General features: G+C 56.6%; 13 protein-coding genes and 2 tRNA genes. 14 read left to right on the forward strand and 1 reads right to left on the reverse strand.

Annotation, left to right across the window (positions count from 1 at the left end; translation table 11 throughout):
- Positions 1-142 precede the first annotated feature (142 nt).
- From carA to greA, 3 genes are all read left to right on the forward strand, one after another.
- Positions 143-1,288, forward strand: coding sequence for a glutamine-hydrolyzing carbamoyl-phosphate synthase small subunit (gene carA / locus BIS10_RS02210; protein WP_253502024.1), 1,146 nt, complete (start codon positions 143-145; stop codon positions 1,286-1,288).
- A 75-nt stretch (positions 1,289-1,363) separates the two neighbouring features.
- Positions 1,364-4,594, forward strand: coding sequence for a carbamoyl-phosphate synthase large subunit (gene carB, locus BIS10_RS02215; RefSeq protein ID WP_253501980.1), 3,231 nt, complete (start codon positions 1,364-1,366; stop codon positions 4,592-4,594).
- Positions 4,591-5,067: a transcription elongation factor GreA gene (gene greA, locus BIS10_RS02220; RefSeq protein WP_044629467.1), complete on the forward strand. Its 477-nt coding sequence runs from the start codon at positions 4,591-4,593 to the stop codon at positions 5,065-5,067. The genes carB and greA overlap by 4 nt, the downstream gene beginning before the upstream one ends.
- A 102-nt stretch (positions 5,068-5,169) precedes the next feature.
- Here greA and yhbY read toward each other — a convergent pair whose 3' ends face one another.
- Positions 5,170-5,496, reverse strand: a complete 327-nt coding sequence (gene yhbY / locus BIS10_RS02225; RefSeq protein WP_062360548.1) for a ribosome assembly RNA-binding protein YhbY — start codon at positions 5,494-5,496, stop codon at positions 5,170-5,172.
- Between the two features lie 114 nt (positions 5,497-5,610).
- On the opposite strand from yhbY, the gene rlmE reads away from it, so the two are divergent.
- From rlmE to infB, 11 genes are all read left to right on the forward strand, one after another.
- Entirely contained in the window at positions 5,611-6,258 is a 648-nt protein-coding gene (rlmE, locus tag BIS10_RS02230; protein WP_044629468.1) for a 23S rRNA (uridine(2552)-2'-O)-methyltransferase RlmE, read from the forward strand.
- Between the two features lie 227 nt (positions 6,259-6,485).
- Positions 6,486-8,483, forward strand: a complete 1,998-nt coding sequence (gene ftsH / locus BIS10_RS02235; RefSeq protein WP_253501983.1) for an ATP-dependent zinc metalloprotease FtsH — start codon at positions 6,486-6,488, stop codon at positions 8,481-8,483.
- A 107-nt stretch (positions 8,484-8,590) separates the two neighbouring features.
- A complete protein-coding gene (folP, locus tag BIS10_RS02240; protein WP_253501985.1) occupies positions 8,591-9,508 on the forward strand; it encodes a dihydropteroate synthase in 918 nt (305 codons plus the stop codon).
- On the forward strand, positions 9,505-10,854 hold the full coding sequence (gene glmM, locus BIS10_RS02245; protein WP_062372907.1) for a phosphoglucosamine mutase: 1,350 nt from the start codon (positions 9,505-9,507) through the stop codon (positions 10,852-10,854). The genes folP and glmM overlap by 4 nt, the downstream gene beginning before the upstream one ends.
- Positions 10,855-10,983: 129 nt before the next feature.
- A complete protein-coding gene (gene tpiA, locus BIS10_RS02250) occupies positions 10,984-11,733 on the forward strand; it encodes a triose-phosphate isomerase (RefSeq protein ID WP_044629471.1) in 750 nt (249 codons plus the stop codon).
- A gap of 4 nt (positions 11,734-11,737) precedes the next feature.
- On the forward strand, positions 11,738-12,097 hold the full coding sequence (gene secG, locus BIS10_RS02255; RefSeq protein ID WP_062372904.1) for a preprotein translocase subunit SecG: 360 nt from the start codon (positions 11,738-11,740) through the stop codon (positions 12,095-12,097).
- A 34-nt stretch (positions 12,098-12,131) separates the two neighbouring features.
- Positions 12,132-12,218 (forward strand) — tRNA-Leu (locus BIS10_RS02260).
- 147 nt (positions 12,219-12,365) lie between these two features.
- A tRNA-Met gene (locus BIS10_RS02265) sits at positions 12,366-12,442 on the forward strand.
- Positions 12,443-12,740: 298 nt separating this feature from the next.
- Positions 12,741-13,202 carry a ribosome maturation factor RimP gene (gene rimP, locus BIS10_RS02270; protein WP_139527972.1) on the forward strand — a complete coding sequence of 154 codons (462 nt, stop codon included), beginning with the start codon at positions 12,741-12,743 and terminating at the stop codon, positions 13,200-13,202.
- Positions 13,203-13,272: 70 nt separating this feature from the next.
- Entirely contained in the window at positions 13,273-14,787 is a 1,515-nt protein-coding gene (nusA, locus tag BIS10_RS02275) for a transcription termination factor NusA (protein WP_253501988.1), read from the forward strand.
- Between the two features lie 27 nt (positions 14,788-14,814).
- The gene (gene infB / locus BIS10_RS02280) at positions 14,815-17,364 is read left to right on the forward strand and encodes a translation initiation factor IF-2 (protein ID WP_253501991.1); all 2,550 of its coding nucleotides are present in this window, start codon (positions 14,815-14,817) and stop codon (positions 17,362-17,364) included.
- The last annotated feature ends 2 nt before the right edge of the window (positions 17,365-17,366 follow it).

Here is a 17,366-nt window from a genome sequence, read left to right on the forward strand (position 1 = left end):
GATGAAACCGATTTTTTATTGTCGGCTTCGTCCCGCTTTTTTACGACCCGACGTTTGCACGCAAACGCCGACAACCGGATCGCCGAGCCTGCGCCCACAGGCTCCCACCAGCATGGGAGAACTTGTCTTGAATAACCCCGCATTGAGCAAACCCGCGATATTGGCCCTGGAAGATGGCAGTGTGTTTCATGGAACTGCCATTGGCGCGGATGGAGTCACAAGCGGTGAGGTGGTGTTCAATACAGCCATGACCGGCTACCAGGAAATCCTCACCGACCCCTCTTACACCCGCCAAATCGTCACCCTGACTTACCCGCACATCGGCAACACTGGCATTAACTCTGAAGATGTAGAGTCCGCCTCGATTGCGGCAGCTGGCTTGGTAATTCGCGATCTCCCTTTGCTGGCCAGCAGCTTCCGTTCTGAGCAAACCCTCTCTGATTACCTGAAAAGCCAAAACGTGCTGGGTATTGCGGATATCGATACCCGCCGCCTGACGCGTATTTTGCGCGATAAAGGTGCCCAGAACGGTGCGATTCTGGCGGGTGCCGATGCAGAAGGTGAGGATGCCGTAGAGCGGGCGCTGGCGGCGGCGAAGGCGTTCCCAGGCCTGAAGGGCATGGATTTAGCCAAGGAAGTCTCGTGCAAAGAAGCGTACGAGTGGCCAGAAGGTGAGTGGACCTTGGGCGAAGGCTACGCGGATACCACCCAGGGCGAGCGCCCTTACCATGTGGTGGCGTTTGATTACGGCGTGAAGTTCAACATCCTGCGTATGCTGGCGGCGCGCGGCTGCCGCTTGACCGTGGTGCCGGCGCAAACGCCTGCGGCAGAGGTGCTGGCGATGAACCCGGATGGCGTGTTCCTGGCTAACGGCCCCGGAGACCCTGAGCCCTGTGACTACGCCATCAAAGCGATCCAGGAAGTGTTGGAAACCGACACTCCGGTGTTCGGCATTTGCTTGGGCCACCAGCTGCTGGCGCTGGCCTCCGGTGCCAAAACCGTCAAGATGGGCCACGGCCACCATGGTGCTAACCATCCGGTACAAGACCTAGATACCGGCACGGTGATGATCACCAGCCAGAACCACGGCTTTGCCGCCGATGAAGCGACCCTGCCGAGCAACGTACGTGCCACGCACCGCTCGCTGTTCGATGGCACCCTGCAGGGCATTGAGCGTACCGACCGCCCGGCGTTTAGCTTTCAGGGCCACCCGGAAGCCAGCCCTGGCCCGCGCGATGTAGCGCCGCTGTTTGATCGCTTTATCGCCATGATGCAGGCGCGCCGCTAAGTTAGCCGCGCTGCCTCTCATTGCCTAGTTACGCCGTTTTGATGCTCATCGTCACCACTTTTTGCGGGAACCGTTATGCCTAAGCGTACCGATATCAATAGCATTCTTATCATTGGCGCTGGTCCGATTGTCATCGGCCAGGCCTGCGAATTCGACTACTCTGGCGCTCAGGCGTGTAAAGCGCTGCGCGAAGAGGGTTACCGGGTTATTTTGGTCAACTCTAACCCGGCCACCATCATGACCGACCCCGCCATGGCCGATGCCACGTACATCGAGCCGATTACCTGGCAGGCGGTTGAGAAAATTATCGAAGTCGAGCGCCCGGACGCCATTCTCCCCACCATGGGCGGCCAAACCGCGCTGAACTGCGCGCTGGATCTTGAAAAACATGGCGTACTTGCTAAGTACAGTGTTGAGATGATCGGCGCCAACGCCGACGCCATTAATATGGCGGAAGACCGCGACCTGTTCGACCAAGCCATGAAGCGCATTGGCCTGGAGTGCCCGAAAGCCAAAGTGGCGCACACCATGGACGAGGCGTGGGAAATTCAGGCAGAGCTAGGTTTCCCAACAATTATTCGTCCTTCCTACACCATGGGTGGCTCCGGCGGCGGTGTGGCGTACAACAAGGAAGAGTTCGAAGAGATCTGTACCCGCGGTTTCGAGCTTTCCAATAACCACGAGCTGCTGATTGATGAGTCGCTGCTGGGTTGGAAAGAGTACGAAATGGAAGTGGTGCGCGACAAAAACGATAACTGCATCATCGTCTGCGCGATCGAGAACTTCGACCCCATGGGCGTCCACACCGGCGACTCCATCACTGTCGCGCCGGCACAAACGCTGACCGATAAAGAGTACCAGATCATGCGGGACGCGAGCCTCGCGGTACTGCGTGAAATCGGCGTGGAAACCGGCGGCTCCAACGTACAGTTTGGTATGGACCCGAAAACCGGTCGTCTGGTCGTGATCGAGATGAACCCGCGTGTGTCGCGCTCGTCGGCGCTGGCATCGAAGGCCACCGGTTTCCCGATTGCTAAAATCGCCGCGAAGCTGGCGGTGGGTTACACCCTGGATGAGCTGCAGAACGATATTACTGGCGGTCAAACACCGGCGTCGTTTGAGCCGTCCATCGACTATGTCGTGACCAAAATTCCGCGCTTTACGTTCGAGAAATTCCCCCAAGCGAACGACCGCCTGACCACCCAGATGAAGTCGGTGGGTGAAGTGATGGCGATTGGCCGCACGTTCCAAGAGTCGCTGCAAAAAGCGCTGCGCGGTATGGAAACCGGTAACGACGGCCTCGACCCGATCGTGACCGAATTCACCGATGAAACGATGGCCCAGATCAAGGGCGAGCTGCAGGCAGCGGGTGCCGAGCGTATCTTCTTTGTGGCTGATGCTATGCGCGCTGGTATGAGCGTGGAAGAGATCTTTGCGCTGACCAACATCGACCGCTGGTTCCTGGTGCAGATTGAAGATCTGGTGCTAACCGAAAACGCTGTTGCTAAGCGTGCGCTGGCTGATTTCTCTGCCCGTGAGCTTTATCAGCTCAAGCGTAAAGGCTTTGGTGATGCGCGCTTAGCCAAGCTCTTGGGCGTGTCGGAAAAAGAGTTCCGCAAAACCCGCCAGGCAGCAGGCATTCGCCCGGTGTACAAGCGCGTGGACACCTGTGCTGCTGAGTTTGCGTCGGATACCGCCTACATGTACTCCACCTACGAGGAAGAGTGCGAAGCGGACGTTTCTGATCGTCAGAAAATCATGGTGCTGGGCGGTGGCCCGAACCGTATCGGCCAGGGTATCGAGTTTGACTACTGCTGCGTTCACGCCGCCTTCGCGATGCGCGACGATGGCTACGAAACCATCATGGTCAACTGTAACCCGGAAACCGTTTCTACAGACTACGACACCTCTGATCGCCTCTACTTCGAGCCCGTCACGCTGGAAGACGTGCTGGAAATTGCTGATAAAGAGAAGCCGGTGGGCGTGATTGTACAGTTCGGTGGCCAAACCCCGCTGAAGCTGGCTCGCGAGCTGGAAGCCGCAGGCGTGCCGATCATCGGTACCACGCCGGACGCCATCGACCGTGCCGAAGACCGCGAGCGCTTCCAGGTGATGATCGACAAGCTCGGCCTGAAACAGCCGCCCAACGCCACTGCGCGCAGCTTCGAAGATGCCTTCGCCAAAGCCGAAAAAATTGGCTACCCCTTGGTGGTACGCCCGAGCTACGTTCTGGGCGGCCGGGCGATGGAGATCGTCTACGACGCCTCCGAGCTTGAAAACTACATGACCAACGCGGTGAAAGTCTCTAACGACTCGCCGGTACTGCTGGATCACTTCCTGAGCGCCGCGGTGGAAGTAGATATCGATGCGGTCTCAGACGGCCAGCAGGTCGTGATCGGCGGTATCATGCAGCACGTAGAGCAAGCGGGCGTTCACTCTGGCGACTCCGCCTGTGCGCTGCCGCCTTACTCGCTGCCCGCTGATGTGCAGGACGAGATGCGCGAGCAGGTCAAGAAAATGGCCGTGGAGCTGGGCGTAAAAGGTCTGATGAACGTGCAGCTCGCGTGGCAGGATGGCGAGATCTACGTGATCGAGGTCAACCCCCGCGCATCCCGTACTGTGCCGTTTGTTTCCAAGTGCATCGGCACCTCGCTGGCCCAGATTGCCGCGCGTTGCATGGCTGGTAAGACGCTGGCCGAGCAGGGCTTCGAACGTGAGATCGTGCCGCACTTCTATAGCGTCAAAGAAGCGGTCTTCCCGTTCAACAAGTTCCAGGGCGTTGACCCGATTCTCTCGCCGGAAATGAAATCCACCGGTGAAGTGATGGGCTCCGGCGATACCTTCGCGGAAGCCTTCTTCAAGGCGCAGCTAGGCGCGGGTGAAGCGATCCCAGCGCTGGATGGCGACCGTAAAGCGTTCCTGTCAGTGCGCGAACCTGACAAGCAGGGGATTATCGAAGTGGCCCGTTCTCTGCTAACATTGGGCTTCACACTTTGTGCAACACGCGGCACGGCAGCAGCGATTGAAGCCGCTGGGCTACCCGTGGAGCACGTCAATAAAGTCTACGAAGGCCGTCCCCATATCGTCGATCTGCTGAAGAACGACGAAATCGCCTACATCGTGAACACTACCGAAGGTCGTCAGGCAATTAACGACTCTTCGATCATTCGCCGTACTGCTCTCGCGCGCAAGGTGCCCTATGCGACCACCTTGGCGGGCGCTAATGCTGTTTGCATGGCGCTAGAGTACGGTAGGGAGATTACGGTGCGGCGCCTTCAGGATCTGCATGCAGGAGCAAGTCAATGAACAAGGTCCCGATGACGGTAGCGGGAGAAAAAAGCCTTCGCGAAGAGCTCAACCACTTGAAGGGCGAAGCTCGCCCTCAGGTGATTGCGGCCATCGCTGAAGCGCGTGAACACGGCGACCTAAAGGAGAACGCCGAGTACCACGCCGCCCGTGAACAACAGGGGTTTATTGAAGGCCGTATTCAGGAAATCGAGAGCAAGCTCTCTGGCGCCCAGGTGATTGATGTCACCAAGCTGCCGAAAACTGGCAAGGTGATTTTTGGGGTGACTGTGTCGCTCTTGAACCTGGATAGTGATGCCAGCGTTACCTATCGCATTGTTGGCGAAGATGAAGCCGACATTAAAGCGGGGCGTATTTCGGTCACTTCACCCATTGCGCGCGCGCTGATTGGTAAAGAAGAGGGCGATGTGGTGGTGGTGAAAACGCCCGGCGGCGACGTTGAGTACGAAATTGAGAGTGTTGAACACCTCTAATGTTGTGCGGATAGCGCCATAAAAAAGGCCCGATGCAGGTAGCTGCTTCGGGCCTTTTAGCTTAGCGGCGCTTGGCGCCGTGTCAGCATAGTACTGTGTGCTTTAGTGCCGCCCGTGATGGTTCTCGAAGCGGGTAACGTTGGAGAGCTTGGGGTTAGCCTTTGGGTTGCGGCGATAAAGCAGCGCCATTTTGCCAATGGTTTGCACCAGCTCGGCGTTGCTGTCAGCCAGCAGCTCGTTGATCATCGCAGCGCGGTCATCCCGTTCGGGCAGAGCGAGTTTCACTTTAATCAGCTCGTGATCATTGAGCGCGCGGCTGAGTTCTGCGAGCAAATTTTCGGAGACGCCGTTCTCAGAAACGGTGACCACTGGGTTCAAATGGTGGCCAATGCTACGAAATGCTTTCTTTTGTGCCTGTGACAAGCTCATGGTATCTTGCGGTATCCCGGTTAGCGCTTAACGTTCCATCTTACGGTGAAATGCCGCTAAGTGAAAGCAATCACGTGAACGCGCCCATCTCTTATTCCAGTGTCAGATTCCCACATGCAGCAAAAGCCTCCAAGCCGTAAACATTCAGTGAGCAAAACCAGCAATAACTGGAAGAAAGAACATTTTGACGACCAGTACGTAAAACAGAGCTGGCAGGATGGCTACCGCTCCCGGGCGAGCTATAAGCTGCTAGAGCTGGATGAGAAGGATAAACTGTTTCGTAATGGTATGACGATCATTGATCTGGGGGCAGCCCCTGGTGGATGGAGCCAAATCGCCGCCGAAAAAGTCGGGCCAGAGGGCGTGGTCATCGCCTCTGATATTCTGGAGATGGATGCGCTGGCAGGGGTGGACTTTATTCAGGGCGATTTTACCGAGGAGAGCGTACTTAACGCGATTCTTGAGCGCCTGGGAAATCGTCCGGTAGACCTTGTTATGTCGGACATGGCCCCCAATATGAGTGGTATGGCAGCCATCGATCAGCCACAAGCGATGTATCTTGTCGAGCTGGCGTTGGAGTTGGCCCGTGAAACGCTCTCGCCCAAAGGGCGGTTTTTGGTAAAGGTCTTCCAGGGGGAAGGCTTTGATGCCTACCTAAAAGAGCTGCGTGGCAGTTTTGACCGCGTGGTTACCCGCAAACCGGATGCCTCTCGGGCGCGCTCCCGAGAAGTCTACTTTTTGGCGGAGGGCTTTCGCGGTTAGCCAGTGCTGGCTCGGCCCTGGTGGTATGGGCAAGTGTTATAGCAAAGATTTATCACCACGATTGCCAGACAGGCAAGCGTAAGGTGTGTCACATTATGTACATTGGACGAACGTGACACAGATGGCCCAAAGCCAAATGTGCTTTGGCAATGGTTGAACGTTAAGCTCTAGTGTAAGGTCAGAGTATTAGCGGTTAACTGACGGATTCTTGTAATGAGGGTAGCCCCTTGAACGATATGGCGAAGAACCTGATTCTGTGGTTGGTCATCGCGGCCGTTCTACTGACAGTGTTCAATAATTTCAGTACGGAAAGCGCACCACAAACCACTAACTACTCCCAGTTTGTGCAGCAGGTGCAAAATCAGCAGGTCCGCAGCGTCACGATTGATGGCTATACCATCAACGGTGAGCGCACGGATGGTTCGCAGTTCCAGACCATTCGTCCGGCGGCGGAAGATCCGAAGCTGATGGATGATCTGCTCAGCAATAACGTGACGGTCGTGGGTAAAGAGCCAGAGCAGCAAAGCATCTGGACGCGCCTGCTGATTGCCAGCTTCCCGATTCTGCTGATCCTGGCCATCTTTATGTTCTTTATGCGCCAAATGCAGGGCGGCGCTGGTGGCGGTAAAGGCGGCCCGATGAGCTTTGGCAAATCCAAGGCGAAGCTGCTCTCCCAGGATCAGATCAAAACCACCTTTGCAGATGTCGCAGGCTGCGACGAAGCGAAGGAGGAAGTAGAAGAGCTGGTCGACTTCCTGCGCGACCCCACCAAGTTCCAACGCCTGGGTGGCACCATTCCCCGCGGCGTACTGATGGTGGGCCCGCCTGGTACCGGTAAAACGTTGCTGGCCAAGTCCATTGCGGGCGAAGCCAAAGTGCCTTTCTTCTCTATTTCAGGCTCTGACTTCGTTGAAATGTTCGTTGGTGTGGGTGCATCCCGCGTTCGTGACATGTTCGAGCAGGCCAAGAAGCAGGCGCCCTGCATTATCTTTATCGACGAAATCGATGCTGTTGGCCGCTCGCGCGGTACCGGCATGGGTGGTGGTAATGATGAGCGTGAGCAGACGCTGAACCAGCTGCTGGTGGAAATGGACGGCTTTGAAGCCAACGAGGGCATTATTGTCATCGCCGCCACCAACCGCCCGGACGTTCTTGACCCGGCACTGTTGCGCCCAGGCCGTTTCGATCGTCAGGTGACCGTTGGCTTACCCGACATTCGTGGTCGTGAGCACATTCTTGGCGTTCACCTGCGCAAAGTGCCGCTGTCGGATGATGTGAAACCGCTGCTGATCGCACGCGGTACGCCGGGCTTCTCCGGTGCGGATCTTGCCAACCTAGTGAACGAAGCCGCGCTGTTTGCCGCACGTCGTAATAAGCGTTTGGTTAGCATGGAAGAGCTGGAGCTTGCCAAGGACAAGATCATGATGGGCGCTGAGCGCAAATCCATGGTCATGACCGATAAAGAGAAGCTCAATACCGCTTATCACGAAGCAGGCCACGCGATTATTGGCTTGGTCATGCCTGAGCACGACCCTGTCTACAAGGTGACGATTATTCCTCGTGGCCGCGCGCTGGGTGTGACGATGTTCCTGCCGGAAGAGGATCGCTACAGCCTGTCGCGCCAGCAAATTATCAGCCAGATCTGCTCGCTGTTTGGTGGCCGTATTGCCGAAGAGATGACGCTGGGTGCTAACGGTGTGACCACTGGTGCATCTAACGACATCAAGCGTGCCACTGAGCTGGCTCACAACATGGTGGCCAAATGGGGTCTCTCGGATGAGATGGGCCCGATCATGTACGATGAGGACGAGTCTCACCAGTTCCTCGGTGGCCCTGGTCAGGGCGGCGGTAAGCTGAAATCTGGCGAAACCACCACGCGTCTTGATAAAGAAGTGCGCAAGATTATCGATGAGTGTTACGAGCAGGCGCGTCAGATTCTTCATGACAACCGCGATAAGCTGGATGCCATGGCAGAAGCGCTGATGAAGTTTGAAACCATCGACGCCAGCCAGCTTAAAGACATCATGGAAGGACGTGACCCGCGTCCGCCGGAAGGCTGGAACGACGGTGACTCCTCCGGTGGTGGAATGCGCGTCAGCGATGATAAGCCAGAAGCGAAAGCGGATGACCAAGCGCCTAACGCGTCAAGCGATGAAGGCGAAGAGGATGACGATGAGCCTCGCCGTCGTCCATCTGACCCGCTAGGTGGCCCTGCAGGTCCTTAATCAAGCCATACTGCTGGTGTTAGCAAAGGCGTCCCATATTGGGGCGCCTTTTTGTTATGCTGTGGGCCAATAGCAGTTACGTTTCTTTTCTATTTTTAGGCGGTAGCATGACACCGAACGTTGACCCTTCATCGCCTTCGCGCCAAGCAGAGAGTGCTTTGCAGCTGCGCTGTGGGCGCCATACGCTTGATCTTTCGTTTCCACGGGTGATGGGTATTTTGAACGTCACGCCTGATTCGTTCTCCGATGGTGGTCAGCATGTTGCCTTAGACGATGCGCTACGCCACGCCGAGCGCATGCTGGCCGAAGGCGCTGCCTTGATTGATGTGGGCGGCGAATCGACCCGTCCAGGCGCTATGGCGGTTTCTGAGCAGCAAGAGCTAGACCGTGTCGCACCCGTAGTGGAAGCGCTGGTGCGCGAACTAGATGCGTTGGTATCGGTGGATACCAGCAGCGCCACGGTGATTCGTGAAGCCAGCGCCTTAGGGGCGGGGATGATTAACGATGTGCGTGCGCTAGAGCGCGAGGGCGCACTGGCAGCTGCTGCCAGCAGCGGTTTGCCTGTGTGTCTGATGCACCGCCAGGGCGAGCCGCAGAACATGCAGCACTCTCCTGAGTACAGCGAGCCCGTAGAGCGTGCGGTCGCGGCGTATTTATCCGAGCGTATCGATGCTTGTGAAGCGGCAGGGCTGCGCCGTCATCGTCTTTTGATCGACCCTGGCTTTGGGTTTGGCAAAACCGTCGAGCATAACCTGCGTTTGCTCAAGTATATGGAGTCGCTGCTCGCGCTTGATCTGCCGATATTGGTAGGCATGTCACGTAAAAGCATGATTGGCAAAGTACTGGGTCGTCCGGTAGAAGAACGGTTAGCTGGCGGCTTGGCTTTGTCGGCTATGGCGGTTGAGCGTGGGGCGAGCATTCTACGAGTGCATGATGTTGGGCCTACAGTGGATGCTGTGAATATGGCTTGGGCGGTACTACAAGAGGGCTGTGAGCCGCCCGTTGATAAGGAACTCTCGTTATGACACGACGCTATTTTGGCACTGACGGTATTCGCGGTACCGTTGGGCAGTCACCGATTACTGCTGACTTTATGCTCAAGTTGGGGTGGGCCGCTGGGCAGGTGCTGCGCCGTGAAAAGGGCCGCACTCGGGTATTGATTGGTAAAGATACGCGTATTTCCGGCTATATGTTTGAGTCGGCGCTGGAAGCGGGGCTGTCGGCTGCAGGTGTGGATGTTTCCCTGTTAGGGCCGATGCCCACGCCTGGGATCGCTTATCTCACACGTACCTTCCGGGCGGATGCGGGCATTGTGATTTCAGCTTCTCATAATCCGTTTGACGATAACGGCATTAAGTTTTTCTCCGCAGAAGGCAAAAAGCTGCCGGATGACGTGGAAGACCGCATTGAAGCGATGCTGGAAGCCCCGTTGACCACCGCCGATGCGGCGCAGCTAGGTAAGGCGGCACGCATTGACGATGCCGCAGGCCGCTATATTGAGTTCTGTAAATCCACCCTGCCGGATCGACTTAGTCTGCACGGACTGAAAGTGGTATTGGATTGCGCCCACGGTGCCACTTACCATATCGCGCCCAGCGTTTTTCGCGAGCTAGGGGCGGAAGTGAGCGTGATTGGCACCGCGCCAGATGGATTAAATATCAACCACCATGTGGGATCGACACACCCAGCAGCGCTGCGGGCGGCGGTAATTCAGCAAGGGGCGGATTTAGGCATTGCTTTCGATGGCGATGGCGACCGTGTACTGCTCGTTGATGCGGATGGTCGTGAGGTCGATGGCGACGATATTTTGTACTTAATCGCCCGTGACCGTTTTGAGCGCGGCCTTCTGGAAGGCGGCGTGGTCGGCACGCTGATGAGTAACTTCGGCCTGGGGATGGCATTAGACCGGCTCGGTATCCCGTTCCAGCGTGCCAAAGTAGGCGACCGCTTCGTGATGGAAATGATGGCAGCCAACGGCTGGGAGCTGGGCGGCGAAGCGTCGGGACACATTGTCTGTGGCCACGTACAAACGACCGGCGATGGTATTGTGTCAGCCTTGCAGGTGCTGGGGTTAATGGTGCGGGAGCAAAAGCCGTTACCATCGCTGCTGAAAGGGCTGGAAAAAGTGCCGCAATCACTGGTTAATGTGCGCTTGCCCGCAGGGTCGAATGCCAAAGAGGTTATGGCTGCCCAACCGCTGTTGGATGCTGTTGCTGCATTGGAGGCTGAATTAGGGGACCAAGGGCGGGTGCTGCTGCGCCCATCCGGCACCGAGCCATTAATCCGCGTAATGGTGGAAGGGCGCGCTCATTTGGATGTGGATCGCCTAGCCAATAAGCTGGCAGGTCAAGTGCAGGCGCTACTCGGCTAGCATGCTGGGTCGTGCATAGCCGTCCTTGCTCGGCAAAGCGCATCGTGCCTGTCATTGGGCTTGCAACAGCGGTTGTCTTGACAAGGCGGCTCCTATACCATTTCGCTCCACCTTGAGTGAGGATTATCCATGCGTACGCCATTAATCGCCGGTAACTGGAAAATGAACGGTTCTGCGGCGTTGATTGAGTCGTTTGGCAAAACGTTTGCTTCTGCTGCGCTGCCCGCCAATATCGACGTGGTGGTCATTCCGCCGTTTCCCTATCTAGACGCTGCGCGCCATGCGTTCAGCAACACGCCGCTGCAGCTAGGGGCGCAAACGCTTAATCCTCATCACTCCGGGGCGCATACCGGGGAAGTGAGCGGTAGCATGCTCAAAGAGTTTGGTGTGGCCTACGTGTTGGTGGGGCACTCTGAGCGCCGCCAGCTTTACCGCGAAAGCGACGAGCAGGTGTTTGACCGTCTGCTGGCAGCCCTTGATGCTGGGCTGACGCCTATTCTATGCGTGGGTGAAACGCTGGAAGAGCGCGATGCAGGCCGCACGATGGACGTTGTGTTGCGCCAAGTAGGCTATATCATGGCTCGCTTAGCGCCAGAACAGCGTCTGCAAATCGTTATTGCCTACGAGCCTGTGTGGGCGATAGGTACCGGCCGTACGGCCACGCCAGAGCAGGCGCAAGAGGTCATGGCAGGCATTCGTGCCTATCAGGCAGGGTTTGATGCGTCGCTTGCCGAGCAGCTGAAACTGCTTTACGGCGGTAGCATGAACGCAAGTAACGCGGCTGAGCTGCTCGCCCAGCCGGACATCGACGGCGGTTTAGTGGGCGGTGCCTCGCTTAAAACCGACGATTTCTACGCCATTTGTCAGTCAGCAGGATAACTCCATGCAAGTTGCAATTCTTATGGTTCACGTGGTGATTGCGGTCGCCTTGGTTGTACTCATCCTACTTCAGCAGGGTAAGGGTGCCGAAGCAGGCGCTGCTTTTGGTGGCGGTGCGTCGCAAACAGTGTTTGGCTCGCGGGGTAGCGGTAATTTCCTCTCCCGCACAACGGGTATTCTTGCGGCGGGCTTTTTTGTCACCTCCATGGCGCTTGCGTACTTCGCGACCCAGGCAGGCCAAGCGCCGGAAGCGGGTATTCCTGATGCGCAGATGATCGAACAACAGCAAAACATTCCAACGCTTGACGACTCTCCTGCAAGTATGGATAATACCGCGCCAGTGCTAGAGGAAAGCAGCGAGTAACCGCTTGATGTCGCTTTCTTTAGCCTCCCCTGATGCCGAAGTGGTGGAATTGGTAGACACGCTATCTTGAGGGGGTAGTGACCGTATGGTCGTGCGGGTTCAAGTCCCGCCTTCGGCACCATCTGTTTCGCTGGTTTACCAGCTTCCCAGAATGTCAGGATTGGCACCTGAGACGAAAGACGCATTTGAAAAAGTTTTTGAAACAAGTTCTTGGAATGAGTTCTTGACGTAAGCCTTTCAAGTGTCTATTATCGTCGACCTAGATTGATGCGGGGTGGAGCAGTCTGGTAGCTCGTCGGGCTCATAACCCGAAGGTCATCGGTTCAAATCCGGTCCCCGCTACCATTTATTTAGTAATACTGTTTAAGCCTAAAAGCGTTCTACATTGTGCTTCAAGGCAGCGAAAAAACCGCGACATGTTGCTAAAATGGTACTACAGGTTTCTTTCAAAAAGCCCCTTCCTGTGAAGGGGCTTTTTGTTAGTAGCTTTTTATAAATAGCTTTTTGCGAGCCAAGAGTGTCTCACGAGCGGATGTTGTCCGAGTAGCCAGAGACACATTCCCAGGTAATGCCAATCAGCCACCTAGCTTTTCTTATGACTCCTGGCCAGGTGCCTGATGCAACGGCTATAGGAGCTTTGTCTGTGGCCACAAAACACGCTGCGCTTCACGCGCTGATCGAACCTGTCGTTGCCGCCATGGGCTTCGAGCTATGGGGTATCGACCATATTTCCCAGGGCAAGCATTCGCGGCTGGTAATTTACATCGAGCGCGAGAGCGGTGTCAGCGTGGAAGACTGCGCTGATATTAGCCGTCAAGTCAGTGCCGTTATGGATGTGGAAGACCCCATTCCCGGCGAATACCGCCTGGAGGTCTCGTCACCCGGCATGGCACGTCCCCTCTACTCCCTGGATCACTTTATTCGCTATCAAGGCCATCACGTGGCATTGAAGCTGCGCGTTGCCTTCGATGGGCGACGCAAGTATCAAGGGCTCCTCGCAGGTGTCGAGGGTGATGAAGTGCTGCTGCAACTGGAAGGCGAAGAGTACTGCTTTCCTATCGAAAGCATCGATTCTGCGCACGTTGTCCCGCAGTTCGACGAATAACACGGGTCGCGGCTTCCGGCAGGCGCCGGGATGATGCACAAAAGGACAGGTTTTCTGGCGAGGCAAACGCATGAGTAAAGAAATTTTAATGGTCGTGGACGCGATCTCTAATGAAAAAGGCGTCCCCCGCGATGTCATCTTCGAAGCGGTAGAAGCCGCGCTGGCCAGCGCGTCGCGTAAGCGTTTTGAGCACGAAGAAGCCAATGTGCGCGTTCATATTGATCGCCGCACCGGTGACTACGATACGTTCCGCTACTGGACCGTGGTCGAAGATGACGAATTCGAAACGCCAGACTACGAAATCAAAGAGACCATTGCCGAGCAGCGCGATCCGCCGCTGAAGCTGGGCGATGTTGTCGAGCAAAAAATCGAAAACGCCGTGTTTGGTCGTATTGCCGCGCAAACCGCCAAGCAGGTTATCGTACAGAAAGTACGTGAAGCCGAGCGCGCCGAAGTCGTGCGTCAATACGCCGACCGTGAAGGCGAACTGGTCGCGGGTATCGTGAAAAAGACCACCCGTGACGGCCTGATCATTGATCTGGGCGAAAACGCCGAAGCGTTTTTGCCGCGTAACGAAATGATCCATGGCGAGCGCTACCGTATGAACGAGCGTGTTCGCGCGCTGCTGGTCAAGGTTGACCCGGACGCTCGCGGTGCGCAGCTGCAGCTCTCACGCACCTGCCCTGAATTCATCATTGAGCTGTTCAAAATTGAAGTGCCGGAAATCGCCGAGCAGCTGATTGAAATCAAAGGTGCCGCTCGCGACCCCGGCTCACGTGCCAAGATCGCAGTGAAAACCAACGACCGCCGCATTGATCCGGTCGGTGCCTGCGTCGGTATGCGTGGCTCACGGGTTCAGGCGGTATCGTCTGAGCTGCAAAACGAGCGTGTAGATATCGTTCTGTGGGACGATAATCCCGCCCAGCTAGTGATTAACGCCATGGCGCCAGCCGATGTGGGGTCTATCCTAGTGGACGAAGATGCTCACGCCATGGACGTAGCGGTTGCCCAGGACAACCTGGCGCAGGCGATTGGCCGCAGTGGCCAGAACGTTCGCTTGGCGTCTGAGCTGACTGGCTGGCGTATCAACGTCATGACTGAAGATGAAGCGGAGTCCAAGCGCGAGCAGGAAATCGACAGCTTGGTAGACTCCTTTGTCCAACACCTGGGTGTGGACGAAGACGTTGCTCGCCTGTTGGTGGAAGAAGGGTTTACCACCCTGGAAGAAGTTGCCTACGTGCCGCTGGAAGAGATGCTCGAAATCGAAGAGTTCGATGAAGATTTGGTGGAAGAGTTGCGTGCACGTGCGAAAGACGAGCTGCTGACGATGGCGATTGCCTCGGAAGAAGCGCTAGACGGTGCCCAGCCGGCAGAAGATCTGCTGGAGATGGACGGCATGGAGCGCCACTTGGCCTTCATCCTGGCCAGCCGCGGTATCGTCACAATGGAAGATCTCGCCGAGCAGTCTGTCGACGATCTGGTCGATATCGAGGAGTTGGACGAAGCGCGCGCAGCGGCACTGATCATGACTGCCCGTGCGCCCTGGTTTGAAGTCGATGACGCATCGGATTCAAACACACAGTAAACAGGTCACGGGTTTAGGAGGGTCACTATGTCAGATATGACAGTTAAAGATTTTGCAGTAAAAGTGGGCCGCGATGTGCCCCGCCTATTGGAACAGATGAAAGAAGCAGGCTTGAAGCATGCTTCTGAAGGTGACGCTGTGTCTGAAGACGACAAGCAGACGTTGCTGAGCTTTTTGAAAAAAAGCCATGGCGGCGGTGATAGCGAGCCGAGCAAAAACCGTATTACGTTGACGCGTAAAACCCGCAGCCGCATCAAAACCGGTGAGCGTGGTAAAACGATTGAAGTACAGGTTCGCAAGAAGAAAACCTACGTTAAAAGCGCTGAAGACGAAAAGCCGAAAGCACCTGAGCCCAAGCATTCTGGCCCGCGCCAGTTAGTGGGCGATATGGCCGAAGCTGAAGCAGAGCGCAAAGCGCGTGATGCCCGTGCAGCGGAAGAAAAAGTGGTAGCGGCGAAAGCCAAAGCTGCGGAAGAAGCTGCACGTAAAGAAGCAGAAGAGAAGGCCAAGGCAAAAGCAGCAAAAGCGGCGGAAGTGCCGGACATCGAAGTGCCTGAGCTTGAGATCGACGATACGCCAACCGGCGACGATCTGCCGCCTGCACCGCCGAAAGAAGGCCGTACCGACCGTCGTACCGCACCGCCCAAAAAGGCAGCTGCGAAGAAGAAAGGTCGTGATGACGACGATGATCGTGGCGATCGCGAAGAGCGTAAGCGTGGCGGTGGCAAGAAAGTGAAGCGTGCCGAACGCCGTGGCGGACGTCGCGGTGGCGCAAGCCAGAGCGGCAACGGCAAGCACGGCTTCCAGAAGCCGACTCAGCCGATCGTGCGTGAAGTCTCGATTCCTGAGTCCATCAGCGTTGCTGAGCTAGCCGACAAAATGTCGATCAAGGCCAACGAAGTCATCAAGGCTATGTTCACCATGGGTGCGGCGGTAACCATCAACCAGACGATTGACCAGGATACAGCGGCCATCGTGGTGGAAGAGATGGGCCACAAAGTCAAACTGGTGAAAGACGACGCGCTGGAAACGGAAATGCTGGAAGGCATCTCCTACGAAGGCGAAGAGATCACCCGTTCACCGGTTGTGACCGTTATGGGTCACGTTGACCACGGTAAAACCTCGCTGCTGGACTATATCCGTCGCGCCAAAGTCGCCACTGGCGAAGCGGGCGGTATTACTCAGCACATCGGTGCTTACCACGTGGAAGATGACCACGGCGGTGTGACCTTCCTGGATACCCCTGGTCACGCGGCGTTCACCGCCATGCGTGCCCGCGGTGCAAAAGCCACCGACGTGGTTATCCTGGTGGTCGCAGCTGACGACGGCGTGATGCCTCAGACCGTCGAGGCGATTGAGCACTCGAAAGCGGCTGAAGTTCCCATGGTCGTTGCTGTGAACAAGATCGATAAAACGGGTGCCGATTTTGACCGCATTCGTAACGAACTGTCCCAGCACGGCGTTATCTCTGAAGAGTGGGGCGGTGACACGCAGTTTGTTCACGTGTCTGCCAAAACCGGTGAAGGTATGGAAGACCTGCTGGAAGCGATCCAGCTGGCCTCCGAAGTACTTGAGCTGACAGCCGTTCCGTCGGCACCCGGTAAAGGTGTTGTTGTTGAGTCTCGCTTGGACAAAGGTCGCGGTCCGGTTGCAACCGTGCTGGTTCAAAACGGTACGCTGAAGAAGGGCGACATCGTCCTGGCTGGCCTGCACTATGGCCGCGTACGTGCGCTGACCAACGAGCTGGGTAAGCAGGTCGATACCGCTGGCCCCGCCATGCCGGTAGAGATCCAGGGTCTCGACGGCACGCCGGATGCCGGTGATGACTTCATGGTAGTCGCCGATGAGAAGAAAGCCCGCGAAGTGGCTAACTTCCGTCAGGGTAAATACCGCGAAGTACGCCTGGCGCGTCAGCAGAAGGCCAAGCTGGAGAACATGTTCAGCCAGATGGGCCAAGACGAAGTGGCCAAGGTCAACATCGTCCTCAAAGCCGACGTACAAGGCTCGCTGGAAGCGATCAAAGGCGCCTTGGAAGAGCTCTCCACTGAAGAAGTACAAGTGGCTGTGGTCTCCTCTGGTGTGGGTGGTATTACCGGAACTGACGCCAACCTGGCGCTGGCATCTGAAGCGATTGTGGTTGGTTTCAACGTACGTGCTGACGCGGCTGCCCGCGAGATCATCGAGCGTGAAGGCCTGGATCTGCGCTACTACAGCGTTATCTACCAGCTGATCGACGAAGTGAAGCAGGCGATGAGCGGTATGCTCGCGCCCGAGTGGAAAGAAGAGATCGTCGGTGTGGCCGAAGTTCGCGACGTATTCCGCGCTCCGAAGATTGGTGCCGTTGCCGGTTGTATGGTCGTCGAAGGCACGGTGTCACGCAGCAAGCGTATCCGCGTTCTGCGCGACAACGTGGTGATCTACGAAGGTGAGCTCGAATCGCTGCGCCGCTTCAAAGACGACGTACAAGAAGTACGTAACGGTATGGAGTGTGGCATCGGCGTGAAGAACTACAACGATGTCCAGGTCGGCGACAAGATCGAAGTCTTTGACCAAGTGAAGGTCGAGCGCAGCCTGTAAGG

Source organism: Halomonas sp. 707B3 (genome assembly GCF_024158645.1).
In the GTDB taxonomy this organism is placed as follows: Bacteria; Pseudomonadota; Gammaproteobacteria; order Pseudomonadales; family Halomonadaceae; genus Vreelandella; species Vreelandella lionensis.